19 protein-coding genes are annotated in these 24,132 nt (G+C 67.1%); 12 read left to right on the forward strand and 7 right to left on the reverse strand.

Going from position 1 to position 24,132, the window contains the following annotated elements; translation table 11 throughout:
- Positions 1-18: 18 nt before the first annotated feature.
- A complete protein-coding gene (locus tag BV210_RS19825; protein ID WP_157525931.1) occupies positions 19-177 on the forward strand; it encodes a hypothetical protein in 159 nt (52 codons plus the stop codon).
- A gap of 96 nt (positions 178-273) precedes the next feature.
- Here BV210_RS19825 and mdh read toward each other — a convergent pair whose 3' ends face one another.
- Positions 274-1,188, reverse strand: coding sequence for a malate dehydrogenase (mdh, locus tag BV210_RS08680; RefSeq protein ID WP_077206248.1), 915 nt, complete (start codon positions 1,186-1,188; stop codon positions 274-276).
- A 330-nt stretch (positions 1,189-1,518) separates the two neighbouring features.
- Between mdh and BV210_RS08685 the strand changes: the two genes are divergently transcribed.
- Both BV210_RS08685 and BV210_RS08690 read left to right on the forward strand, forming a co-directional pair.
- On the forward strand, positions 1,519-3,249 hold the full coding sequence (locus BV210_RS08685; protein ID WP_077206250.1) for a histidine kinase N-terminal 7TM domain-containing protein: 1,731 nt from the start codon (positions 1,519-1,521) through the stop codon (positions 3,247-3,249).
- Positions 3,250-3,318: 69 nt separating this feature from the next.
- Complete coding sequence (locus BV210_RS08690; RefSeq protein ID WP_077206251.1) at positions 3,319-4,092, forward strand: Sjogren's syndrome/scleroderma autoantigen 1 family protein; 774 nt, start codon at positions 3,319-3,321, stop codon at positions 4,090-4,092.
- 26 nt (positions 4,093-4,118) lie between these two features.
- Here the strand turns inward: BV210_RS08690 and BV210_RS08695 are convergent, their stop codons facing one another.
- The gene (locus BV210_RS08695; protein WP_077206252.1) at positions 4,119-6,785 is read right to left on the reverse strand and encodes a DEAD/DEAH box helicase; all 2,667 of its coding nucleotides are present in this window, start codon (positions 6,783-6,785) and stop codon (positions 4,119-4,121) included.
- A 138-nt stretch (positions 6,786-6,923) separates the two neighbouring features.
- Here BV210_RS08695 and BV210_RS08700 point away from each other — a divergent pair, with 138 nt between their 5' ends.
- The 3 genes from BV210_RS08700 (at position 6,924) to BV210_RS08710 (ending at position 9,826) form a co-directional block, all read left to right on the forward strand.
- Positions 6,924-7,523 carry a PaaI family thioesterase gene (locus BV210_RS08700; protein WP_216640617.1) on the forward strand — a complete coding sequence of 200 codons (600 nt, stop codon included), beginning with the start codon at positions 6,924-6,926 and terminating at the stop codon, positions 7,521-7,523.
- A gap of 142 nt (positions 7,524-7,665) precedes the next feature.
- The gene (locus tag BV210_RS08705) at positions 7,666-8,280 is read left to right on the forward strand and encodes a hypothetical protein (protein ID WP_157525933.1); all 615 of its coding nucleotides are present in this window, start codon (positions 7,666-7,668) and stop codon (positions 8,278-8,280) included.
- Entirely contained in the window at positions 8,273-9,826 is a 1,554-nt protein-coding gene (locus tag BV210_RS08710) for a response regulator (protein WP_077206253.1), read from the forward strand. Before BV210_RS08705 ends, BV210_RS08710 begins: the two co-directional genes overlap by 8 nt.
- A gap of 3 nt (positions 9,827-9,829) precedes the next feature.
- Here BV210_RS08710 and BV210_RS08715 read toward each other — a convergent pair whose 3' ends face one another.
- From BV210_RS08715 to BV210_RS08725, 3 genes are read right to left on the reverse strand one after another with little or no spacing between them, the layout of a single operon-like run.
- Positions 9,830-10,402 carry a dolichol kinase gene (locus tag BV210_RS08715; protein WP_077206254.1) on the reverse strand — a complete coding sequence of 191 codons (573 nt, stop codon included), beginning with the start codon at positions 10,400-10,402 and terminating at the stop codon, positions 9,830-9,832.
- The gene (gene glyS, locus BV210_RS08720; protein ID WP_077206255.1) at positions 10,402-12,168 is read right to left on the reverse strand and encodes a glycine--tRNA ligase; all 1,767 of its coding nucleotides are present in this window, start codon (positions 12,166-12,168) and stop codon (positions 10,402-10,404) included. The genes BV210_RS08715 and glyS overlap by 1 nt, the downstream gene beginning before the upstream one ends.
- A complete protein-coding gene (locus BV210_RS08725; protein WP_077206257.1) occupies positions 12,165-13,016 on the reverse strand; it encodes a CBS domain-containing protein in 852 nt (283 codons plus the stop codon). Before BV210_RS08725 ends, glyS begins: the two co-directional genes overlap by 4 nt.
- Positions 13,017-13,208: 192 nt before the next feature.
- Between BV210_RS08725 and BV210_RS20255 the strand changes: the two genes are divergently transcribed.
- The 6 genes from BV210_RS20255 (at position 13,209) to glmM (ending at position 22,495) form a co-directional block, all read left to right on the forward strand.
- On the forward strand, positions 13,209-13,373 hold the full coding sequence (locus BV210_RS20255; RefSeq protein WP_172824887.1) for a hypothetical protein: 165 nt from the start codon (positions 13,209-13,211) through the stop codon (positions 13,371-13,373).
- Positions 13,374-13,469: 96 nt separating this feature from the next.
- Positions 13,470-13,892 (forward strand): PPC domain-containing DNA-binding protein, encoded by a 423-nt coding sequence (locus tag BV210_RS08730; RefSeq protein ID WP_077206258.1) that lies wholly within the window; start codon positions 13,470-13,472, stop codon positions 13,890-13,892.
- Complete coding sequence (locus BV210_RS08735; RefSeq protein WP_077206260.1) at positions 13,892-19,570, forward strand: DNA polymerase II large subunit; 5,679 nt, start codon at positions 13,892-13,894, stop codon at positions 19,568-19,570. The genes BV210_RS08730 and BV210_RS08735 overlap by 1 nt, the downstream gene beginning before the upstream one ends.
- Positions 19,571-19,892: 322 nt before the next feature.
- On the forward strand, positions 19,893-20,192 hold the full coding sequence (locus BV210_RS08740) for a hypothetical protein (RefSeq protein ID WP_077206262.1): 300 nt from the start codon (positions 19,893-19,895) through the stop codon (positions 20,190-20,192).
- Between the two features lie 9 nt (positions 20,193-20,201).
- Complete coding sequence (locus tag BV210_RS08745; RefSeq protein ID WP_077206263.1) at positions 20,202-21,089, forward strand: ketopantoate reductase family protein; 888 nt, start codon at positions 20,202-20,204, stop codon at positions 21,087-21,089.
- A 41-nt stretch (positions 21,090-21,130) separates the two neighbouring features.
- Positions 21,131-22,495, forward strand: coding sequence for a phosphoglucosamine mutase (glmM, locus tag BV210_RS08750; RefSeq protein WP_077206265.1), 1,365 nt, complete (start codon positions 21,131-21,133; stop codon positions 22,493-22,495).
- Here glmM and BV210_RS08755 read toward each other — a convergent pair.
- Both BV210_RS08755 and hisI read right to left on the reverse strand, forming a co-directional pair.
- A complete protein-coding gene (locus BV210_RS08755; protein ID WP_077206266.1) occupies positions 22,492-23,628 on the reverse strand; it encodes a hypothetical protein in 1,137 nt (378 codons plus the stop codon). The two genes, glmM and BV210_RS08755, sit on opposite strands and share 4 nt — an antisense overlap.
- Positions 23,621-23,995, reverse strand: a complete 375-nt coding sequence (gene hisI, locus BV210_RS08760) for a phosphoribosyl-AMP cyclohydrolase (RefSeq protein WP_077206268.1) — start codon at positions 23,993-23,995, stop codon at positions 23,621-23,623. Before hisI ends, BV210_RS08755 begins: the two co-directional genes overlap by 8 nt.
- Between the last annotated feature and the right edge of the window lie 137 nt (positions 23,996-24,132).

The following is a 24,132-nucleotide window of genomic DNA, read 5'->3' on the forward strand; positions in this document are numbered from 1 at the left end:
TGCACTCGTCTGAGGACCATGCGACACCGCGAACACTCCCACATCCACGAGTGGGCCGCGCTCGTGGGGGAAGACGTCGGGGACTCGGCGATCGACGCGTCTGTCCGAACGGGCGGTGACGACGAGCGGACGGAGCTTCGATACCGCGACGACGCGGGCGTCGGGACGGACCACTGACCGGGCGGGCACTCGTCGTGGTACCGACTGACAATCGGGGTCGAAGAAATCGGGTTCGAGGGTACCGGGGCCGCTGATTCGTCCGGAGCCGACGGCTCAGGCGATCTTCTCGTACTGCTCGGAGAGCTTGTCGGCGGCGTCGTCGAGCAGGTCTTCCTCCTGGGCGGTCAGGTCCCAGTCGACGACTTCCTCGACGCCGTTCGCGCCGAGTTTGCACGGGAGACCGAAGGCGGTGTCCTCGTAGCCGTACTCACCGTCGAGTTTGATGGAGGCTGGCAGGACCTCGCCGGTGTCGTTGATGACGGCTTCGACCATGTGGGCCACACCCGTGGCCGGCCCCCACTCGGTCGCGCCCTTGCGTTCGATGACGTCCATGGCGCTCTCCTGGAGTTCTTCGAGGATCTGCTCCTGTTCGTCTTCGGTGAACTCGGGGTCGGTACCGTTGACGCGGACCTTCGAGAACACGGGCACCTGCGCGTCGCCGTGCTCGCCGAGGATCGTCGCCTCGACGTTCCCGACGGGTTCGTCGAAGCGCTCCGAGAGGACGTAGCGGAACCGGGCGGAGTCGAGGCGGCCGCCGAAGCCGATCACCTTGTGCCGGTCACGGTCGCCGACCTCGTACTGGTGACGGTTGAGGAGGTCGACGGGGTTCGAGGTGGTGATCGAGACGAAGTCGTCGGTGTGGTCTTCGAGCTGGCCGATGATGTCGCCCATGATCGGGGCGTTGTCGTCGGCCAGGTCGATCCGGGTCTGACCCGGCGACCGCGGCAGTCCCGCCGTGATGACGACGACGTCTGAGCCGGCGGTGTCCTCGTAGGTCCCCTGCCGGATCGTCGTGTTGGAGTCGTACGCGACCCCGTGGTTCGTGTCCGCCGCCTGGCCGATGGTCACGTCCTCCTGGTCCGGAATGTCGACGTAGACGAGTTCGTCCGCGATGTCACGCAGGGCGATGTTGTACCCCGCTGCGGCACCGACGGTACCCGCCGCGCCCACTATGCTAACTTTCGTCATATCGCACGTAACTCCCGTCGCCGGCGAATTAAACTCTTCTTTTTGGTCCGCCCGGCGACGCCCCCGTCCGACACCGACTCGTCCCACGACCCCGCTGTGGGACACACGTGAGTATCAGCGCAGATATTCCTCCGGAACGAAGGCGGGACGTGAACCACTCGTATACGATCTCTGGCCCTCAGAATGGGGATCACATCGTTACTGGATTCACGTATGATAACAGAGAGTCAAGCTTAACCCGTTGCTGACGAGAGTGTAACGCACTCAGTCGCACGCAACGCGGGGGCATTTCGGGTCGAACCGTGCGGGCGTGGTCGTCTGGACGATACGATGGCGTGGACGCTCTCACTCTATACGATCTGTGGGCTCGTGGCCGCTGCGGTAACGGCCGGGACCGTGTGGTTCGTCTGGGACGCGCGCTCGGATCCGCACGGTCCGGCGTTCCTCGGTCTCCTGGTCACGGCCTCGGGGTGGGCGTTCAGCTACGCGATCCAGCTCGGCCACACGACCGTGTCCGGACAACTCCCCTGGCAGACGCTCGCCCTGCTGTTCGCGGGGCCGGTTCCGACGCTGTGGTTCCTGTTCGCTCTCAGGTACGTCGGCGCGGACCACTGGCTCACCCGCTGTCGCGTTGCGATCCTCTCGATCGAACCCGCCGTGTTCGGACTCTTCGTGCTCACGAACGGGTACCACCACCTCATGTACTCGGCGACGGGGCTCACCCAAACGGCGTGGGGGCCGATCATCGACATCACGCTCGGGCCGGGATACATCGTCCTCGTGGGCTATGCCTACCTGATCGTCACGATCGGGCTGGCGATTCTCCTGCGGGATTTCGTCCAGTCGTCGGCCCTCTACCGTCGGCAGGTCGGTCTGCTCGTCGTCGGCGGGTTCCCGTCGATGCTGACCCACGTCCTGTTTTCGATCCGCGCGGGCCCGGTGCCCGACCTCGATCTGACGCCGTTTGCCCTGTCGATCACAGCGCTGTTTTTCGGCCTCACCATCTTCCACTGGGATCTGGTCGACCGCTCCCCGGTGGCCCGGGAACAGGCGTTCCAGCGGATGGGTGACGGTCTGGTAGTCGCCGACAGTTGCGACGAAATCGTCGAGGTCAACGGCGTGGCCAGACGCGTCTTCGACCCGACGCCGGAGGAAGGCCGCGTTATCGGGTCGGTCTTCCCCGAGACCGATCTGGCGGGGCTGGACGGCGAGACCGTGACCGCGACCATCGACGGCACCGAACGCACCTACGACTGCCACGTCGTCCCCTTCTACGATCACCACGAGCAACTCACCGGCCGCGGCGTCGTCCTCCGGGACGTGACCGAGCGCCGGGCCTACGAGCAGCGACTGGAGGTCGCCAACCGCGTCCTCCGGCACAACCTCCGCAACGACATGACCGTCATCCTCGGGCGCGCCGACCAGCTGGAGACCGCCGTCGACGGCGACACGACGGCGGTCGACATCATCCGCGAGACCGTCCACGACATCATGGACGTCAGCGAGAAGGCCCGCGAGATGATTCAACACACCAGATTCGACGATCTCGACCGCGAACCAGTCGACGTCGTGAGCGTGGTCGAGCGAGCGCTGGCGCGCTTTCGCGACACACACCCCGAAGTGTCCTGGCGGTTCGACGCTCCGGATTCGGCCACCGCGCTGGTGGCAGGGGAGGAATCGCTCGCGACGGCGGTCGAGAACCTCCTCGACAACGCGGTCGAGCACAACGACGGCGACTGCCCAGTGGTCGCCGTCGCCGTCGAGGTGGACGACGACCAGGTGCGGCTCACCGTCGCCGACAACGGGTCGGGTATCCCGGAACTCGAACGGGACGTGTTCGTCTCCGGTACCGAAACGCAACTCAAACACAGTCAGGGACTGGGTCTCTGGCTGGTCTACTGGCACGTCACCGCCTCCGGCGGGGACGTGTCCATCGACGTCGACGAGGACGGCTCCGTCGTCACCATCTCGCTCCCCCGGACCGACGGCCACGGGGACCTGATGGATGCCGAGCCGACCGGAATCGACGTGCCCCCCCGCTCCACGTCGGCGACCCGGTGAGCCACTCGACCCGAAACGTTCCCGTCCCGGCCCGCAAGCCATTTTCCGCCCGGCCGTCTCTACTCGTGTATGAGCGACTTCGACAAGGAAGCCGAACGCGAGAAGTTGCGCGAGAAGTACGGGCGCGACGAGGACGACCGCGAGGCGACCGAGCGCATGAGCGACCTCCTCCTGAAGGGCGCGACGATGACCAACGCCCACTGTGGCACCTGTGGCGACCCCATCTTCCGCTACGAGGGTCAGGAATTCTGCCCGACCTGCCAGCAGGTCGTCAGCGAGGCCGACGAGGGCGGCGAGCAGGCCCCCGAGGAGCCTGCCGGTGCCGAGATGGACGCAGCGGCCGACGCTGAAACGAACACAGTCGCCGACGCTGAAACGAACGCGGCCGCCGACGCTCCGACGGACACACCTGACGAGCAACCGGATCGAGCCGACACCGGAACGCCCCGACCCGGTGCGAACGGCCGGGCAGACCCCGGTACCGCCGACTCCGCGACCGGCACACCGGCCACCGACGACAACGCCCCCGCCGACTGGACCACCAGTATCGATCCGTCGGTCGCCGACGCAGTCGAAACGGAGGGGCAGTCCGCAGGCAAGTCCCCGTCCACCGCACCGGATCGGGCGGCCGCCGACGCGGGGCCCGGCGCGGCGGGGTCCAGCGGGACAGGATCCAGCGGGGCGGGTGACCTCGCGGACGCACGCGCGACACTCACAAATGCGGTCACGCGACTGACCGCACAGGCAAACGCCAGCGACGACCTCGAACGGACGCGGGCCTACCTCGCGGCCGTCGAGGAGGCCGCCGACGCGCTCGCGGCGGTCAAACGCGCGGATCGGTAGTCGACTCCTCGCCCGGTCGGGCCGCCTCACCCGGCGTAGTCGTTCCCGACGACTTCCCGGATGCGTTCGGCAGTCACCGCGCCGACACCCTCGACTTCCTGCAGGTCCTCTTCGTCGGCGGTCATCACGGCCTCGACGCTGCCGAAGTGGTCGAGCAGCGACCGCGCAGTGACCGGCCCGACCTCCGCGATCGAGGCGACGACGTACTCCTGTTGTTCGGCGAGCGTCTTCGACTGTTTCTCGCCGTGGACGCTGACCTCACGGTCCTCCTGCTCTTGCTCGCGCGTGGCGATCACTTCCATGAGGTCGGCGGTCTCGTCCTCACCCGCCGTCCGGAGGACGCTCGCGCCGAAGTCGACCGCGAGCGAGGACAGCGCCCCCCGGATCGCGTTGGGGTGGACGTTGCGCTCGCCGTAGAGGTCCTCACCCTCCAGTATCACGACCGGGCGGGCGTAGTGGCGGGTGGCGTCGCCGATCTGCTCGAACATCGACCGGTCCCCGCCGGTCAGCGTATCGAGGAAGTCCCCCACGGTTTTCCGCTCGACCGCGACTCGATCCGAGAGCACGTAGTCCCCCACGGCCAGCGTCTCCAGTCGCGTCTCGATCCCGTCGCGGGTCGAGAGATCTCGTGCGATCGTCGAATCGAGTTCCCGCTGGTCGGCAACGATCTCGACCGTCTCGCCGTCCGGTTCGGCCTCGGCGACGACGCCGTCCTCGCTGTCGCCGTCCTCACCCCCCTCGGACCCCCCGGTTTCGTCTCCACCGACTGACCCGTCGGCCGAACCGCCCCCCGTTTCCTCTCCACGACCCGTCGAACCGTCGCTTGCCCCCCCAGTTTCGTCTCCACTCGAAGACCGGTCGGTCCCGTCGACGGCGAACGCGGAGAGGCCCGACTGTCCTGCCGTCCGTGACCCCCCGTCCCCATCCGATCCGCCACTCGCCGACCCCTTCGTTTCGTCTCCACTCGCCGATGCATCGCCGTCTTCGGTGCCGTCGCTCGCGGACCCCCCGGTTTCGTCTCCACCGGCGGACGTGTCGGTCTCTCCGACGCGGTCGCCATCTTCGCCGGTGTCCCCCTCGCCATCATCGCCGGTCCCGTCCTCGTCGGCGTAGTCGTCGAGCGTCCGGCCCTCGACGAGTTCGGACTCGATCTCGCCGGCGACGGACTTGAGTTCGCGTAGCTCCCGTTCCATCCGCTTCTCGTCGTTGCGGGACTTCCAGAAGTAGGCCTCGTCGCGGGTGTCCTCGGCCAGCAGGACGACCACCGCTCCCTCGGTCTGGCGGCCGGTTCGCCCCTTCCGCTGGATCGAGCGGATCGCCGTCGGCACGGGTTCGTAAAATAGGACGAGGTCGACCTCGGGCACGTCCAGCCCCTCCTCGGCGACGGAGGTCGAGACCAGCACCTCGAACTCGCCGGCGCGGAAGGCGTCCAGCGTCTCCTGTTGCTCGGTCTGGGTCATCCCCTCGCTGCCCTCGGTGTCCGATTGCCCGACGAACTTCCGGGTCTCGAAGTGGTCGCCCAGGAACTCGACGAGCGTCTCGGCGGTGTCCCGGGACTCCGTGAAGACGATGACGCGCTCGCCGCCGTCGAGACCGAGCGTCTGAGCCAGCAGGATGCGGGTCTGCCTGAACTTCGGGTGGAGGTCGTCGTAATCCTCCGCTCGGCGCATCGCCTCTCGAACCTTGGGGTCGGAGACCAGTCGCTGGTCGGCCTTCGAGGCCCCCGACGCGCGGGCGGCCTGTTTCAGCCGCTCGAAGTAGCGCCGCAGGGACTCCACGCTCTGGGTCTCGACGTAGTTGACCGCGGTGTTGAGCTTCCGGATCTCGGCGTGGAGGCTCATGCCCTGGTATCCCTCCGACTGGTCGTTGTCCATCAGCTCCCGGAGTTTCCCCTGGATGCGGACGAGTTCCTTCTCCGAGAGGTCCGGGCTGGTCTTCTTGGTCACGCCCAGTTCCTTGAGCTTCCCGAGCCGATCCGAGATCACGTCGTTCAGGGCGTCCCGGATCTCGATGACTTCCTCGGGCAACTCGACGCGCTCCCACGTGAGGTCGGTGTCGTGGGTGTACTCGGCCACGTCCGCGTCGTCCTCGGTCATCACTTCCACCTCCCGGAGGCCGAGGTTCTCACAGACCTGCAGGATCGCCTCCTCGTCGCCGCCGGGGGAGGCGCTCATCGCCGTCACCAGCGGGTCGTCGGCGTCGGCGTGGTAGCGCTCGGCGATGTAGTTGTAGGCGTAGTCGCCGCTGGCGCGGTGGCACTCGTCGAAGGTGAGGTGGGTCACGTCGGCGAGTGAGATGCGGTTCCCCACCAGGTCGTTCTCGACGACCTGCGGGGTGGCGATGACGACGCGGGCGTCGTCCCACAGGGCGGCCCGGTCGTCGGGGCTGACTTCGCCGGTGAAGACGACGATCTCGTCGTCCGGGATCTGGAGGGCCTCGCGGTAGAACTCGGCGTGCTGCGTGACGAGGGGTTTGGTCGGCGCGAGAAAGAGCGCCTTCCCCCCGACCTCGTGGAGGCGGTCGGCGGTCACCAGCAGACTCACGGTGGTCTTGCCAAGTCCCGTGGGGAGACAGACCAGCGTGTGATCGGAGACGGCGGCGTCGGCCAGTTCGACCTGGTACCGCCGGTCTTCGAGCAACCCCTCGGTCAGCATGGGGTGGTCGACGTGTCCGACCTCGTCGGTCGCTGCCATTGTCCGGGATACCCGCTACCGCCGGTTAAGCGTTCGCGTACCGGGGCGGAAGTGAAGCCTACTCGGTCGGTGGCCGTCGCGCCGCCGCGAGCGTCCGCGAACACACAGTTTAGCACCCCCCGGTGTGAACCGGGAGTCATGACAGACGACCAGCGGGAGACGACGGTTACACTGCCGGACGACGTGTACGAGCGACTGGGCGGCGACGACGAGGCCGTGGCGGAGACCCTGGAGACGCTGGCGGCCGATCACGCCGAGTTACAGCGATCCATCGCGCAGTTCACCGACGAGGGCGGCGAGCCGCCGATGGGCGAGGGACAGGCGGCGACGATGGCGGCGCTGGCCGACTTCGGCCCACCCATTGGGCAGTTGCTGGGGTTCGAACTGGAGGACGCCGAGCCCGGACGGGCGGTGCTGAGCCTCCAGCCCGGGCCGGAACACGCGAACCCGATGGGAACGCTCCACGGCGGTGTCCTCTGTGACCTGGGCGACGCCGCGATGGGGTACGCTTACGGCAGCACGCTCGGTCCCGACGAGTCGTTCACGACGCTAGAACTCGACGTGAAGTTCCTGCGGCCGGTGTGGGACCAGCCCCTGACCGCGGAGGCGACGATCACCCACGACGGGCGGACGGTCGGCCTCGTCGAGTGCGACGTGACCGGGCCCGACGGCGAACTGATCGCCAGCCTGGAGAGCGTCTGCATGACGCTGCGCGGTGACGACGCCGACGGTCGGTAGCTGCCGCGAAGTGATCGTGGAAATCGAACTTCGAAACGCGCCGAGATACTAATTACGTCACCGTACTGGTTGTTCGACACGAATGTCCGGAACTCGGGAGCGACGTGCGTCTCCCCCGGCTGGGGGGTCGGAGTGATGACCGATGCGTGAGTCCGAGACCCGGGACTGGACACCGCAGGAGGCGGCCCGGCACATGGCCGACCGGATCTGTCGCGGGTTCCGAGCCCACGACCGGAAAGAACGGGACGCGGCCATCGAGGCCTTCGGCACGGTCGACGCGCTCCAGTTCCAGCACGTCGACGCGGAGGCCGCGAGGCACGCTGCGACGGCGTACGTCGATGCGCTGTGGGCCAAAGACGCCGTCGAGGTCGACAACATGGCCGACGGCGAGATCGACGACGAGGCCCTCGCGGCCGCCGACTGGGACCCGGTCCGCGAGAAGTTCCGCGAGCGCGCTTCGATCGTCGGCATGGACCCCAGATACGCTCAGCTGTCGACGACCGCCTGGCGCAACCACAAGACGGGCCGGGACTACTGGACGCCGATCCAGCACGCGCAGGTGATCGAACTCCGCACCGCGATGGGCGACGAGGAGTACCCGCACAAGCCCCGCTACGGACAGGCCGGGTTCGGTCCCGAGGCGGCCCGGTACGCACTGGCCGTCGAACTGCACGACATGCACACCGATCGCCACTGGCAGCAAGCGATCGACGTGATGGAGCCGTACTTCGAGCGGATTCTGGAGGCGCATGACTGAGGATCACGGGCCCGGACTCTCCCCCGGGCCACTGGCCGACGCCGCGATCACCAGCGACGGGAGCGACGGCGAGGACGGCGACGACCGGGTGTCCATCCTCCACGTCGACGACGACCCGGACATGCTGTCGCTGTCGAAGACGATGCTCGAACGCCGGGACATCGACGTGACCACCCGGACCAGCGCCGAGGCGGGACTGGAGTACCTCGATGAGGCCGACGTTGGCTGTATCGTCAGCGACTACGAGATGCCACGGACCGACGGGCTGGAGTTTCTGGAGGCCGTCCGCGAGGAGTACCCCGACCTCCCCTTCATCCTCTTCACCGGCAAGGGCGGTGAGGAGATCGCGAGCGAGGCCATCTCCGCGGGCGTCACCGACTACCTCCAGAAGGAACCGGACGAGGGCCAGTACACGGTGCTGGCCAACCGCATCGTCAACCTGGTCGACCAGTATCGCGCGAAGCAGGCCGTCGAGCGGACCCAGAAGCGGTTCAGCAAGCTCATCGAGCACTCGACGGACGCCATCTCGATCATCAGCCCGGACGCGCGGTTCGAGTACCTCTCGCCCTCCGCGGAACACATCCTCGGCTACGAACCGGCCGAGATGATCGGCGAGTACATCTTCGACTACGCCCACCCCGAGGACCGCGAGGAGGCCATGGAGAAGTTCTTCGAGGCGGTCCAGGACCCCGACCGCCAGCCCGTCGTGGAGTTCCGGTACAAACACCCCGACGGCTCCTGGCCCGTGCTGGAATCCCGGGGTCGGAACCTGCTCGACGACCCCGACGTACAGGGCTTTGTCGTCAACTCGCGGGATATCACCGAACTCCGCGAACACGAACAGGAGCTGGCCCACCAGAACGAACAGCTCGAACGCATTCGCAGCGTCGTCTCACACGACCTGCAAAATCCCCTGAACGTCGCCAAGACGACGCTCGATCTGGCCGCAGAGGACTTCGACGACCCCGACCGCCGTGGGGGCGTCCCCGACCACCTCGACCGGCTCGGTCGCGCCCTCGACCGGATGGACGCCATCATAAGCGACATGCTGACGATGGCCGAGCAGGGCCAGCGCGTGGCCGAGACGGAACCGGTCGACCTGGAGCTCGTCGCCCGCGCCGCCTGGGAGATGGCCGGAGACGATCACGCGACCCTCCGGATCGAGGACGCGCCGACGATCCGGGCCGACGAGAGCCGCCTCCAGCAACTGCTGGAGAACCTCTTTCACAACTCGGTTCTGCACGGCGACACCGACGTGACGGTCGCCGTCGGCACCACAGCGGCCGAGTCCGACGACGGCTCCGTCGTCGACCTCTACGTCGAGGACGACGGCCCCGGCATCCCCGACGAGGAGTACGAGAAGGTGTTCGAGTCGGGCTACTCCACTGCCGAGGAGGGGAGCGGTTTCGGGCTGGCCATCGTCGACGGGATCGCCCGGGCGCACGGCTGGGAGGTCGAGATCACCGATCCCGATGGAACGCGGTCGAACGGCGACACCCCGGACACCGGCACGCGAGTCCTGATCAGCGGGATCCCGACCGAGTGAGGATCAAAACACCGGCGCGAGCGTCGTCCCGACGGTCATCGCGCCCGCGGCGACCAGCGGGATAGTCAGATTGTCGTCGATCACGTGCCCCCGAACGATCGGTTTGGCACCGTCGGCCAACATTGCCGCCAGCCCGCCCAGCACCGCCGCCACCGGCGGCACGAAGGGAAGCGCCAGCCCCGTACAGACGAGAAACATCGCGATCAGCACGCGCGGCCGCTTGATCGTCCGGAGCTCGTCCGAGCCGAGCAGGCCGGAGATCGGATCCCCGAGGGTGAGCATCAAGATCGCGGGGACGGCGATGGTAGGGCCGAACAGCAGGCCCGTTACAGAGCCGCTGAACACGTACAGGGCGTATCCCGCGAGGTTGTCCTGCTCGTACTCCCGGGTCAGCACGTCGTAGACGACCCACTCGAACCCGAAGCCGAGACGGGCCACCTCCAGCACGACCGTGACGGCCAGTCCGGCGACCAGCAGGTAACGGACCTGTGGCCAGGAAAACAGGTCGAGCAAGTAGAGCCCGGGTACCCCCGCGCCGCTCGCGTGGACGAGGCGGCGTGCGACCTCGTTGGCCATCAGAGATCGCCGACGGTCGTCCCGCCGGCCCGCAGGTCCGCCACGACGCCCGGCAGATCGTCGACCGCGACGCGGGCCTGGGCCGTCGTGTCCCGGTCCCGGATCGTCACCGTCTCTTCCTCCAGCGTGTCGTAGTCGACGGTCACGCAGTAGGGCGTCCCGACCTCGTCCTGCCGGCGGTAGCGTCGCCCGATGGACCCGGAGTCGTCCTCGGCGACCTCGAACCCGGCCCGGCGGAGCCGTTCGGCGATCTCGCTGGCCCGTTCGCCCAGGCCGTCCTTGTCCATCAGCGGGAAGACTGCTACTGTGGTGGGCGCGAGCTCCGGCGGCAGCGTCAGGACGGTCCGCGCCTCGTCGTCCTCGCTCTCCTCGGCCGCCGCTCCAGCGTCGTCCCGCGTCAGGTTGTGCGCCAGCACCGTGTAGACGAGCCGGTCGACACCGAACGAGGGCTCGACGACGTGGGGCGTGACGTGTTCGCCGGACTCGGTGACCTCCTCCACGGAAAAGCCAGTGTGTTCGACTGGAACCGTCTTCGCGTCACCGTCGACCTCGACCGTCACGGTGTCGTCCTCGAAGGTACTCCGATCCCGCTCGGCGAGGTCCTCGAGGGCCTCACTGACTGCGGCGGCGTCGCCGCCGAACTCTGGGCCGAGGTAGCTCATGTCGGGGTCGACCGTGGCGCGCTCGACGGTGATCGGATCGTCGTACTGTTTGAAGATCGTGAAGTCGTCGTCGGCGTACTCGCCGTGCTTGCTGAGGTCGTAGTCGCCCCGGTAGGCGAACCCGGTGATCTCGATCCAGTCACCGCCGATCTCGGCTTCGGCGTCCCAGCAGTCTGCGGCGTAGTGGGCGAGTTCGCCCGAGCGGTGCTGGCGGAAACGGAACCGATCCATGTCGACGCCGATCCGCTCGTACCAGTCCTGGGCGACGCCCAGATAGTAGGCCACCCAGTCGCTGCCGACGACGCCCTCCTCGACGGCCTCGCCGACGGTCATCGTCACGGGCTCGCCGTCCTCGTCGTCCTGCCGGGCTTCCGAGTAGAGGGTGACTTCCACGTCGGCGACCGATTCCAGGTCGGGTTCGTCGGTCTCGGGGTCGACGAAGTGTTCGAGCTCGGCCTGTGCGAACTCACGGAGCCGAACCAGCCCTTTGCGGGGGCTGATCTCGTTGCGGTAGGCCGCGCCGATCTGGGCGACGCCGAACGGCAACTGGCCGCGGGCGTACTCCTTCAGCCGCGGGAACTCCACGAAGATGCCCTGAGCGGTCTCGGGCCGCAGATACCCCGGCGAGGAACTACCGGGGCCGATGTTCGTCTCGAACATGAGGTTGAAGTCCTCGACGGGTTCACCGGCGAGTTCCGTGCCACACGAGGGACAGACCAGATCGTTCTCTGCGATGATCTCCTCGATGTCAGCGATGGCGATGGACTCGGCCTCCTCGATGTCGGTGTTGTCCTCGACGATGTGGTCGGCGCGGTGGGACGCGCCGCACTCGGGGCACTCGACGATCATGTCGTCGAAGCCGTCCAGATGGCCCGAGGCCTCGAAGACGGGTTCGGGCATCACGTTGGGGGCTTCGATCTCCATGTGGCCCTCGCGGCGGACGAAGCGGTCGCGCCAGGCGTCTTCGAGGTTCTCCTTCAGCGTCGCCCCTTCGGGACCGTAGACGTAGAAACCGGAGACACCGCCGTAGGCCTCGCTGGACTGGAAGAAAAAGCCCCGTCGCTTGGCCAGTTCCGTGAGCTGGGTTGCGGTGTCGTCGGTCATCGGTAGAGTGCACGCAGGAGGTCCACGTCCTCGACGATGCCGGTCAGGGTGTCGCCGGAGACGAGCGGGAGCTGCTCGATGTCGTTGTCGATCATGAGCTGTGCGGCGTCACGGGCCGTCTTGCGCTTCGAGAGGGTGATCACGCCGTCGCTCATGAACTCCCGGACGGGTTTGGCGGGGATCTCGACGTTGCGAGTGGGCATGTAGCTGTTGCCGACGGCCTTGACCGACTCCCACTTCCAGTCGTCGTCGTCGTCGGCGATGGATTCGCCGGTGTCGGCCTCGCCTTCGACGACACGGGCCACGTCGAGGATGTCGACCTCGGTGATGATGCCGTCCATGTTGCCCTCCTCGTCGAGGACGACCGCGTAGGGCACGTCCGCGTGGGAGAGTTCCCGCTCAGCCACGGGGAGGGGCGTCTCGACGTAGACGCAGTTGATCTCGCGGGTCGCGAGGTCGCCGACCTCGGTATCGCCGTCGACCTCGTCCTCGGCGATGGCGCGAATCACGTCGGTGATGGTGACGATCCCTTCGAGCCGCCCGTCGACGACCGGGACACGGCGCGCGTTCTCGGTGACCATCAGCTCCGCGACCTCGGTGAGGTCGGCCTCGGCCGTGGTGGTGGGGACTTCTTCGACCAGGAGCGCGAGCTGGTCCTCGTCGGGCCGTTCGATCAGTGCGTCTCGGGAGACCAGCCCCCGGAACTCCTCGCCCGCTTCGGTCTCTTTGATGACGGGGACCGACGAGAACGCCCGCTCCTGGAGGTACTCGAGGACGTCGTCACGCGTCCCTGGCAACTCGACCGTGACGACCTCCGAACGGGGCGTCATGGCGTCTGCGACCTTCATATTGGGTGCATCTCCTGTCCGCTCCTACTAAGGCCTTCACATTGGGCCCGCCCGCGCCCGCGACTGCTCGCGAACCACGCCCGGACGTCGGCGGGAGTGTACCGGCCCCACGGGCCCGACTCGCCGCCCCTTTGAAAAAGGAGACCGCAATAATCCGGCACATTTTTATAGGCGTGTGTAAGACTCACATGCATGGCACAGGATGGCGCTGCCAGGGAATCGATCGCAGATTGCGAAGCGATGGGCTCGGTCGACAGCGGCGAAGTCGACCAGTTCATTATCGCGTACCCGTGTCAGGACGACGCCTGGGCGTCCATCCCGCTTACAGAGGCCGCGTCGCTCGACGAGTGGTGTTGAGGTCGCCGCTCGTTCTCGTCTGATTTTCACCCCGGCAGCATCGGGTCCCTCGGACTGAACGGTGAATTTTTGACCCGTCCCGTCATGTGAGCCTACATGGATTATCGCGAAGTCGAGGGCGCCCGGGAGTACGTTGCCCGGCTCGACCACGGCGTGGGCTGGCGCAGCCAGATCGAGGAGTTCGCCGCCGACGAGGAGATCGACGCGGCCTTCTTCTTCGGGCTGGGTGCGGTGCAGGACGCGACGCTTCTGTTCTACGACCAGGACGAGCAGGAGTACTACGACGTCGAGTTCGACGAACCGTTCGAGGTCGTCCCCGCGGTCGGCAACGTCTCGTGGCTGGAGGGCGAGCGCTTCGCGCACACCCACATGACGCTCTCGCGTGAGGACGGCTCGGTCGTCGCCGGCCACCTGGACGAAGCCACGACGTTCGCGGGCGAACTCTACGTGCGCGAGTTCGACACGAAACTGGATCGGGAGCACGACGAGACGACCGACCTCGATCTCTGGCCGCTGTAATGCGGGAGGCAGACGAGCGGTACTTCGACCGGCTGGAAGCCGACCTCGACGACGCCTTCGAGGTGGCCACCGCGGCCCGCGAGCGTGGCGGCGACCCCACGAAAGACGTCGAGATCCCGACCGCGCGGGACATGGCCGACCGCGTCGAGAACATCCTCGGGATCGACGGCGTCGCAGAGCGCGTCCGCGATCTCGAAGGCGAGATGAGCAGGGAAGAAGCCGCGCTCGAACTCGTCGAGGACTTCGTCGACGGGTCGGTCGGGGACTACGACACCGACGCCGGCAAGATCGAGGGCGCGGTCCGGACCGCCGTCGCCCTCCTGACCGAGGGTGTCGTCGCGGCCCCTATCGAGGGGATCGACCGCGTCGAGGTTCTCCAAAACGACGACGGGACGGAGTTCGTCAACGTCTACTACGCCGGCCCGATCCGCTCGGCGGGCGGGACCGCGCAAGCACTCTCCGTGCTGGTCGCCGACTACGCCCGCTCGCTACTGGGCATGGACGAGTTCAAGGCCCGCAAAGACGAGATCGGCCGGTACGCCGAGGAGGTCGACCTCTACGACCAGGAGACGGGCCTGCAGTACTCCCCCAAGGAGAAAGAGAGCAAGTTCATCGCCGAGCACATGCCGATCATGCTGGACGGGGAGGCCACCGGCGACGACGAGGTGTCGGGCTACCGGGACCTCGAACGGATCGACACCAACTCCGCCCGTGGCGGGATGTGTCTGGTCTTCGCCGAGGGGATCGCCCTGAAGGCCCCGAAGATCCAGCGGTACACCCGGAACCTCGACGAAGTCGAGTGGCCCTGGCTCCAGGACCTCATCGACGGCACCATCGGCAAAGACGACGGCGACGAGGGAGAAGGTGAGGACGGCGAGGCGGCCGAGGAAGCGGAGGGCGACGACGAGGCCGAGGACGACGGTGAGGGCGACGAACCGGACGGCCCACCACGCGTCGACCCCTCGGAGAAGTTCCTGCGGGACCTGATCGCCGGCCGACCAGTCTTTACGCACCCGAGCGAACCCGGCGGCTTCCGGTTGCGCTACGGTCGCGCGCGCAACCACGGGTTCGCGACCGCGGGCGTCCACCCCGCCACGATGCATCTCGTCGACGACTTCCTCGCGACCGGGACCCAGATCAAGACCGAACGCCCCGGCAAGGCCGCGGGCGTCGTCCCCGTCGACACCATCGAGGGGCCGACGGTCAAACTCGCCAACGGCGACGTGCGCCGGATCGACGACCCCGAGGAGGCGCTGGAGGTCCGCAACGGCGTCGAGGCCATCCTCGACCTCGGGGAGTACCTCGTGAACTACGGCGAGTTCGTCGAGAACAACCACCCGCTGGCTCCGGCCAGCTACACCGTCGAGTGGTGGGAACAGGATTTCGCCGCCTCCGAGGCCGACGTGCAGGCGATGCGCGACTCGGTGCGGGTCGACCTCGACGATCCCAGCGCCGACGAGGCAATCGAGTGGGCGACCGAGTACGACGCCCCGATACATCCCAAATACACCTACTGCTGGCACGATATCTCGGTCGCGGAGTTCGAGCGGCTGGCGGGAGCGGTGACCGAGGGACGGGTCGCCGAGGCCGATGGCGCAGTTATGTCAGGGGATCGTAACGACGACCCCGCCGAGGGCGACCTGATCGTCCCTCGGCCCGAAGCCGAGGACGAAGACGTGTCCGGCGTCCTCGAAAGCCTCCTCGTGGAACACCACCAGTACGAGGACCGGCTGGTCGTCCCCGACTGGAGGCCGCTCGTCCGCTCGCTGGGTCTCACCGAACGTCTCGAACGGGAGTGGGGGCCCGACGACATCCCGACCGCGGCCCGCGAGTACGCCGACGGCGAGAACGCCATCCGCGCGGTCAACGCCGTCGCGCCCTTCGAGATTCGGGAACGCGCGCCGACCCGCATCGGCAACCGGATGGGTCGCCCCGAGAAGTCCGAATCCCGCGAACTCTCGCCGGCGGTCCACACGCTCTTCCCCATCGGGGAAGCCGGCGGGAGCCAGCGCGACGTGTCCAAGGCCGCCGACGCCGGCGACGCCGTCGAGGGCACGCAGGGCGACGTCGAGGTGCAGGTCGGCCGCCGGGAGTGTACCGACTGTGGCACCCGCACCTTCGAGGCCCGGTGTCCCGACTGCAACGGCGTCACCGACGCCGTCTACGTCTGCCGGGACTGCGACATCGAGGTCGAACCCGACCCCTCCGGTCGCGCGGAGTGTCACCGCTGTGAGAGCCTCGCCTCGCCCGTCCAGACCAAGACGATCAGCGTCCGCGAGCAGTTCCGCGACGCGCTCGACGAAGTCGGCCTCCGCGAGAACGCCTTCGACATCGTCAAAGGCGTTCAGGGGCTCTCCTCGAAGGAGAAAACGCCCGAACCGATCGAGAAGGGGATCCTGAGAGCGAAACACGGCGTCTCGGCGTTCAAGGACGGCACGGTCAGGTACGACATGACCGACCTGCCCGTCACCGCCGTCCGCCCCGCCGAACTCGACGTGAGCGCCGACCAGTTCCGGCAGCTCGGGTACGAGGAGGACATGCAGGGTGAACCCCTGCGCCACGACGATCAACTGGTCGAACTCAAGGTCCAGGACATCGTCCTCTCGAACGGCGCGGCCGAGCACATGCTCAAAACCGCGGACTTCGTCGACGACCTGCTGGAGAGCTACTACGGACTGGAACCGTTCTACGACGTCGACGACCGGCAGGAACTCGTCGGGGAGTTGGTCTTCGGGATGGCTCCGCACACGAGCGCGGCGACAGTTGGGCGAATTATCGGATTTACGTCAGCTGCTGTCGGATATGCGCATCCGTACTTCCACGCCGCGAAGCGTCGGAACTGTTTCCATCCCGAGACCGAAATCCGCTACGAGGACGGGAGTGGGCGACTTCGAGACGTATCCATAGAAGCGTTCGTCGAACGCCGACTCGACGACCCCGAAACCGACGGCTTCGGAGTCGAGTTCCAGGAGCTCGACGAGCGGGTTCCAGTTCAGTCGCTCGACGACGACGGCAACTGGGTTCGAAAGCGTGTCGAGGCGGTCTCGAAACACCCCGCACCCGACCACCTCGTCGAGATCGAAACCGAGGCCGGGCGGTCGATCACCGTCACGCCGGACCACGAGATGGTCCGATGGACGGGCGGTATCGAGTCCGTTCGCGCGCACGAACTCGAACCCGGCGACGCGATTCCGGTCGATGGAGGCGATCACGCGACACCTGCCACCACGACGCCCGAAGCGGTCGGTGACGGTGGCACGAACGTTGAAGTAGTAGACCGGGTCCAGTTCCGCCCGTCCGATGTCGAACACACGTACTGTCTCACGGTCGCTGATACGAACCGGGTCGTCGCGAACGGCATCCTCACCGGCCAGTGTGACGGCGACGAGGACTGTGTGATGCTCCTGCTCGATGGTCTCCTGAACTTCAGCAAGAAGTACCTGCCCGACAAGCGAGGCGGGAGTGTTGCAGAGGACTCCAGACTCGTCGCCGTCGATCCGGACGACAACGTTCGATTCCTGACCTTCGACGAGTTCTGGAACGAACTCGAATCGCCGCTGGAGGTCGACGGGAAGTTCCGAAAGCGGACCTGCTACGCCGAGGGCTGGGAAACGTACGCCTACGACGAAAATCACGAGGCGGCGCTGCAACCAATCGAGAAGGCGATCCGGTACCGGGCGGACGAGAACGAGTCGCTGGTCGAGATCGAGACACAGTTCGGGCGGTCACTCGAGATCACCGATCACCACAGCCTGTTCCGGTACGACGACGGAATTGAGGAAGTAGCCGGTGCTGACCTCGAAGAGGGTGATCTCGTCGTCGCGCCCCGCGAACTCGACGTCGAGGAAGAGCGGACGACCATCGACGTAGCCGAATGCGTTTCTGATCCGTACGTCGTCATCGACGATCACGTAGAGGACCTGCTGACGACGGCGTGGGAGACGACCGAGCGTGGGAGTCCGACCCATCAGGCGTTCAAATCGGGCCTCTCGTACCGCCTGAACAAAGGCAAGATTCCCTACGACCTGTTCGAAGAAATCCTCGACCGTGCTGGCTTCGAGGTCCCACGCGACGTACAGATCGGACTCGAAGGGTCGTCGGATGGCGTCTCCCGTCTCGTCGACGTCGACGAGGATTTCGCGTGGTTGCTCGGCCTGTTCGTCGCCGAGGGTACGACTTCGAGCGTCTGCCCGGCGATCCACAACGCCGACGAGGAACTCGTCGACCGAGCTGCGGAGATCATCGAGAATACACTCGGCCACGAACCCGGTCGTCGGTGGTCGAACCGAACTTACGAACTCCGGTTCCCGGCCGTCTTCCGTGATGTGCTGTACGAACTCGGGTTCGAGGATGCTGACTCGTACGATTCGAGTGAGAAGGTCGTTCCCGACTGTATCCTCGATGCGCCGCGGGAAGTCATCCTCCCGTTCCTCCAAGGATTCGTCGCCGGCGACGGGAGTGACAAAACCGACGACAACGTCACGACGGTCGCGTTTTACACCACGAGCGACGACGTGAAGGACGGCATCGTGTTCCTCTTGCACCGCCTCGGACTCGTCGCAAATATCTCCGAACAGACCGACCGCGAGGGGAACCGGCAGGACATCCACACGATCACGGTTTCAGGCGGTGCAACGGACAATCCACTCCATCGCATCCTCGACGGCGAGGAACCCTACCACCCCAAGAGTCTCGTCGTCTCGATTCCGGACGCGCTGATGGAGGTCCGGGAGATGGACATCGAGGGGATCAAACAACTGATTCCGAAGTATTTGAAACGCCGGGACAACATCTCTCTGGAGAAACTCCGCGAGGTCGTCCGCGAACTCGAATCGCGGGACCTGCCCGACGCCGCCGTGGCGCGACTCGACGATATCCGTCCGCTCGTCGACGGCGATCTCTCGTATCTGCGGGTCGAGAACGTCGACCGCATCGATTACGACGGTTATCTCTACGATCTGCAGGTCGGCGGCGACCCGATCTTTACGGCCAACTGGCTGTACGCCCACAACTCGATGGACGCGCCCCTGGTCATGTCCTCCCGGATCGACCCCACCGAGATCGACGACGAGGCCCACAACATGGACGTGATGGACCAGTACCCCCGGGAGTTCTACGAGGCCACGCGGGAGATGGCCGACCCCGAGGACGTCGAGGACATCATGACCATCGCCGAGGAGAACCTCGGCACCGACCGGGAGTACACCGACTTCCGGCACAGTCACGACACCAGCAACATCGCGCTCGGCCCGGATCTGTCGGCGTACAAGACGCTGGACGACATGATGAAGAAGATGAACGCCCAGCTTGAGCTCTCCCGGAAACTGCGGGCCGTCGACGAGACCGACGTGGCCGAGCGGGTCATCGAGTACCACTTCCTGCCCGACATCATCGGCAACCTGCGGGCGTTCTCCCAGCAGGAGACCCGCTGTCTGGACTGCGGCGAGAAGTACCGGCGCGTCCCCCTGACCGGTGACTGCCGAAAGTGTGGCGGCGACATGACCCTCACCGTGCATCACGGCTCGGTCAACAAGTACATCGACACCGCCCTCGAGGTCGCCGAGGAGTACGGCGCACGCGAGTACACCAAACAGCGCCTGGAAATTCTCGACAAGTCCATCCAGCGTATCTTCGAGAACGACAACAACAAACAGAGTGGGATTGGAGACTTTATGTAAACCCACCTTTTTTCGCCGGGGGAATCGCGCTCGCCTCCGGCGAGCGCTCAACCCCCGGCAAAAAACGTGGGTGAAAAAAGGCGGATCGCGCGCCGTGGCGCGCGATCCGTTGCTGTGCTGGCGGCCTCCGCGACCGCCCCGCACCGCGACCGCCCCGCACCGCGACCGCACCGCGACCGCCCCGCCCACTAATTCGACGTGTCCGCCTGCGTCGGGGCTGACGCTATCCCGTCGGTACGTCCGGCATCGAGAGCATCTGGCAGTAACCCGGGTGCCGATCTGGCCGTAGTTTTAACCGCGAGGGCGACCAATTTGGGCGGGCATGAGCGACTCGGCACAAGGCACGACGCCGTCGTTCGGGCAGACAGTTTACGACGACGAGGGGAACGAACTCGGGCGGATTCGCGGGTTCGACGAGCGCGGCTTCTACGTCACCCTCGACGAGGGAATCGAGGGCTTCTCGGAGGAACACGTCAAGTCCGGCCAGGAGTTCGGCGAGGCCGAGTTGATGTGGCGCTGCTGGGAGTGTGGCGAGATGGGTGACATCGACGAGGACATCCCGGAGGCCTGTCCCAACTGCGGCGCGCCCAAAGAGGACATCTATTACTGGACCGAGGACTGACCGTCGAGCGTGGAGGTCCTCGTCTTCGGCGCTGGCAGCCTCGGGTCGCTCGTCGGCGGCCTGCTCGCCCGACAGCACCGCGTGACGCTCGTCGGCCGCGACCCCCACGCCGCGACCGTCGACGCCGACGGGTTAACCGTCGACGGCGAGATCGAGTGCCACGTCGACCCGGCGGCAACCACCGAGATACCGGCCGACGCCGCGCCCGATCTGGCCATCGTGACGGTCAAGGCCTACGACACGGCTGCAGCGGCCGACGCGCTTTCCGACTGTGACCCCGAGATCGCCCTCTCGCTCCAGAACGGCCTCGGCAACGAGGCGCTGCTCGCCGAACGACTGGACTGTCCGGTGCTCGCCGGCACCTGTACCTACGGCGCGATGCTGCCCGACCCGGGTCGGGTCACCTGTACCGGCGTCGGCGAGATCGTGCTGGGACCACGGGAGGGTGGCGAGTCCGAACCCGCCGACCGGGTGGGGATGGCCTTCGACGAGGCGGGGATCGAGACTACCGTCGCGGCGGACATGCCCCGCCGAGCCTGGGAGAAACTGGCGGTCAACGCCGGCATCAACGGCGTGACGGCGCTCGCACGGATCGAGAACGGGGGGGTATTGTCCGAGCCAGCGAGCGAGGTGGCCGAGGCGGCCGCTCGCGAGACCGCCCGGGCCGCACGCGAGGCGGGCGTCGATCTGACCGACGAGGCGGCCGTGGCGGCGGTTCGCCGGGTGGCCGAGGCGACCGCGAAGAACACGTCCTCGATGTCCCAGGACGTGCTGGCCGAGCGTCGAACGGAGGTCGACGCGATCAACGGGACCGTCGCCGAACGGATCGACGCGCCGGTCAATCGGACGCTCGCGGCGCTGATCCGGGCCTGGGAACGGGACCGCGGCCTTCGATAAGTTGCAAAGGTTTAGTGGCTCGCCGTTCGGAGCCACTGGTGATGGAAATCTTCGGGTCCAGCGGCGTGCGAGGGGTGGCAAACGAGTACCTCAACCCCGAGTTCGTCGGCCACATCGCACAGGCGGCCGGTTCCGTCTGGGGTGTGGAGACCGTCGCGCTGGCCCGAGACACGCGGACGACCGGCGAGATGCTGGGCAACGCCGCCGCGAGCGGACTGGCCAGCGTCGGGTCGGACGTCCACCGCCTCGGTGTCATTCCGACGCCGGGCCTGCAGGCCTACTGCGAGCGGGTCAGCGTGCCGGGCGTGATGATCACCGCCTCGCACAACCCGCCCCAGTACAACGGCGTGAAACTCGTCGGGGCCGACGGGATCGAACTCTCGCGGGGGACCCTCGAACGCGTCGAGGAACGCCTGCTCGCCGGGGACTTCGCCGCGGTGCCGTGGGACGAGACGGGCCGCGAGGAACGCATCGACGACGCCCAGGACCGCTACGTCGAGCAACTGCTGGCCGCCGTCGACCGCAACCGCATCGCCGACGCCGGCCTGACGGTGGCCCTGGATCCGGGCCACGGCGCGGGGTCGATCACCAGCCCCCGGATCTTCCGGGAACTCGGCTGTGACGTGGTCACCGTCAACGCCCAGCCGGACGGCCACTTTCCCGGGCGGGACCCCGAACCCGTCGCGGAGAACCTGGCCGACCTCGGACGGCTGGTCCGGGCGGCCGACGCAGACGTCGGCATCGCCCACGACGGCGACGCCGACCGCGCCATCTTCTTCGACGAACACGGGGAGTTTATCGAGGGCGACGCTGCACTGGCGGCGCTCGCGGCCGCGGAACTGGACGCTGGCGACTCGGCCGTCTCCGCCGTCAACGTCTCCCAGCGGCTGGTCGACGTGGCCGCCGACGCGGGCGCGCACCTGTCGCTGACGGCTATCGGGAGCACGAACATCATCACGCGCATCCGTGACCGCCAGGCCGACGGCGAGTCGGTCCCCATCGCGGGCGAGGGCAACGGCGGGATCCTCTTCCCAGAGTACCGGATCACCCGCGACGGGGCCTACACGGCCGCGCGCTTCCTCGAACTGCTCACAGACCGGCCCGCCAGTGACGTGATCGCACCCTACGACGACTACCAGCTGCTCCGGACCGACGTGCCCTACGAGACCGACGACGAGCGCCGCCGCCTGCTCGACGCCGTCGAGGCCGTCGCCCGGGACGCCGACGCCACCCTCGATACGACCGACGGCTACCGGCTGGACTACGGCGACAGCTGGGTGCTGGCCCGCCCCAGCGGGACCGAACCGGTCGTCCGGGTCTACGCCGAATCGAGAGACCCCGAGCGAGCGGCCGACCTCGTCGAACGGATGCACGAAGCGATGGTCGACGCCCGCGACGTGAGTTAACCGGGCAGTTCGTCGAGCGTCGCCGCCAGTTCCTCCCGAGCCGCCCGTGTGGCCTCCAGATCCGCCTGCACCGCGCCCGACTGGAGCCGCTCCCGTTCCTCGTCGTCGAGTTGCTCGCGGGCCTGTGCGCTCGTCCGGAGTCGGTCGTAGTCCTCACGGTCGGCGAGCGACCGGACGGTCCGGGCCTTCGCCACCACGTCATCGGGAGCGAACCGTCCCGTGACCTGGATCAGCTCCCGGGCTAAAAAGTGCAGTTCCCCGGCGGTCGGCGGCGGCCAGGAGACGGTCAGGGGGCCGCCGTCGAGTCGCCGGAGGTACGTCTGGCTCGCTCCGATGGCCGTCTTCAGCGCCGCCCCGTCGTCGACGTAGTGGTCGAGCTTCGAGTTCGAGTAGTCGGCGTACTCTAGCAGGGAGGGGATCGGCTCGGTCCCCGTCGGGTGGGTCTCGACGTACTCCGTGAGTTTGGCGGGTGGCTGGCGGAACTCGACCAGTGGGAACGCCGCCGTCGCTTCGACGAACTCCAGCACGTCGCGGGCGCTCGCCTCGCCTTTGAACGCGCGGAAGGCGTCCGTGACGGCGTCGTCGTACGCCTCGATCGGTTCGCGGAGTCGCTCGACCGGCGCGTCGAGGTCGGCCTCGCCCATCGCGACGAGTGCTTCGAGGTCTGCGATCCGTTCGTCCAGTTCCCGGACGCGTCGCTCGGCGCGGGTGCGGAGCTTTTCGTACCGACTCCGGGTCGCGTCCCGCTCTTCGAGCAGCGCGGCGTCGTCGGCGGCCGGCGAGAGGGCCGCCCGGGCCTCGGCGAAGTCCGATTCTGTGAGCCGTCGCTGCTGCATGACGTCGTCGACCTCCTCGAAACACTCGCGGTGGGGCAGGTCGTCGGCCAACCCGTCGACGAACTTCTCCATCTCCTCTTGAAACTCGATGAAGATCTTGAAGTCGCCGTCCCCGGTGGCCTCCTCCTCGTAGGTGTCGAACAGTTCCTGCAGCCGGTCGTACTGCTCGGCGACGGCCGTGAGGTCGCCTTCGCCGCGCTCCTCGACCCGGGCCTGTGCGTCCTCGGCCGCCCGGTGGCCCGATTCGAGATCCGCGATCAGATCCGCCACGTCGTCCGGTCCGGGGCCGTCACTCATCGTATACGTCGTCGGGGTCGAACACCTGCTCACCGACGACCTCGCCGTCGATGGTGCGGTAGAAACACGACCGGTAGCCGGTGTGGCAGGCGCCGCCCTCCTGCTCGACCAGGTACAGGAGCGAGTCGCCGTCGCAGTCGACGCGGATCTCCTCCACAGATTGGGTGTGGCCGCTGCTGGCCCCCTTCTCCCAGAGCTCGTCGCGGCTGCGCGAGTAGTAGTGGGCCCGCCCGGTCTCGCGGGTCCGCTCGACGGCCTCCTCGGTGACGAACGCGAGCATCAACACCTCTCCCGACTCGGCGTCCTGGGCGACCGCCGGGAGGAGCTCCTGCTCGTCGAAGGCTAACTCGACGTCGGCGTTGTCCATACCACTCCTCCGACCGTCGCCCCGATATGCTTTGTGTCACCGCCGCCCGCACGCGATATCAACCGTGAATCCGACGCCCGGTCGATTTCAGAACTGATTACAGCGTCGGAAATCGCCGTCTTACTTGCTCTCTGTGT

Origin of the sequence: Halorientalis sp. IM1011, assembly GCF_001989615.1 — an archaeon.
GTDB lineage: Archaea > Halobacteriota > Halobacteria > Halobacteriales > Haloarculaceae > Halorientalis.

What these genes read in the sequence shown, in the direction of transcription:
- BV210_RS08705 (WP_157525933.1), top strand. Translation starts at nt 7,666, where the DNA reads ATGCGTGAGTCCGAGACCCGGGACTGGACACCGCAGGAGGCGGCCCGG.
- BV210_RS08685 (WP_077206250.1), top strand. Translation starts at nt 1,519, where the DNA reads ATGGCGTGGACGCTCTCACTCTATACGATCTGTGGGCTCGTGGCCGCT.
- BV210_RS08735 (WP_077206260.1), top strand. Translation starts at nt 13,892, where the DNA reads ATGCGGGAGGCAGACGAGCGGTACTTCGACCGGCTGGAAGCCGACCTC.
- glmM (WP_077206265.1), top strand. Translation starts at nt 21,131, where the DNA reads ATGGAAATCTTCGGGTCCAGCGGCGTGCGAGGGGTGGCAAACGAGTAC.
- BV210_RS08755 (WP_077206266.1), bottom strand. Translation starts at nt 23,628, where the DNA reads ATGAGTGACGGCCCCGGACCGGACGACGTGGCGGATCTGATCGCGGAT.
- mdh (WP_077206248.1), bottom strand. Translation starts at nt 1,188, where the DNA reads ATGACGAAAGTTAGCATAGTGGGCGCGGCGGGTACCGTCGGTGCCGCA.
- BV210_RS08740 (WP_077206262.1), top strand. Translation starts at nt 19,893, where the DNA reads ATGAGCGACTCGGCACAAGGCACGACGCCGTCGTTCGGGCAGACAGTT.
- BV210_RS08725 (WP_077206257.1), bottom strand. Translation starts at nt 13,016, where the DNA reads ATGAAGGTCGCAGACGCCATGACGCCCCGTTCGGAGGTCGTCACGGTC.
- glyS (WP_077206255.1), bottom strand. Translation starts at nt 12,168, where the DNA reads ATGACCGACGACACCGCAACCCAGCTCACGGAACTGGCCAAGCGACGG.
- BV210_RS08710 (WP_077206253.1), top strand. Translation starts at nt 8,273, where the DNA reads ATGACTGAGGATCACGGGCCCGGACTCTCCCCCGGGCCACTGGCCGAC.
- BV210_RS08715 (WP_077206254.1), bottom strand. Translation starts at nt 10,402, where the DNA reads ATGGCCAACGAGGTCGCACGCCGCCTCGTCCACGCGAGCGGCGCGGGG.
- BV210_RS08690 (WP_077206251.1), top strand. Translation starts at nt 3,319, where the DNA reads ATGAGCGACTTCGACAAGGAAGCCGAACGCGAGAAGTTGCGCGAGAAG.
- BV210_RS08695 (WP_077206252.1), bottom strand. Translation starts at nt 6,785, where the DNA reads ATGGCAGCGACCGACGAGGTCGGACACGTCGACCACCCCATGCTGACC.
- BV210_RS19825 (WP_157525931.1), top strand. Translation starts at nt 19, where the DNA reads ATGCGACACCGCGAACACTCCCACATCCACGAGTGGGCCGCGCTCGTG.
- BV210_RS08700 (WP_216640617.1), top strand. Translation starts at nt 6,924, where the DNA reads ATGACAGACGACCAGCGGGAGACGACGGTTACACTGCCGGACGACGTG.
- BV210_RS20255 (WP_172824887.1), top strand. Translation starts at nt 13,209, where the DNA reads ATGGCACAGGATGGCGCTGCCAGGGAATCGATCGCAGATTGCGAAGCG.
- BV210_RS08730 (WP_077206258.1), top strand. Translation starts at nt 13,470, where the DNA reads ATGGATTATCGCGAAGTCGAGGGCGCCCGGGAGTACGTTGCCCGGCTC.
- hisI (WP_077206268.1), bottom strand. Translation starts at nt 23,995, where the DNA reads ATGGACAACGCCGACGTCGAGTTAGCCTTCGACGAGCAGGAGCTCCTC.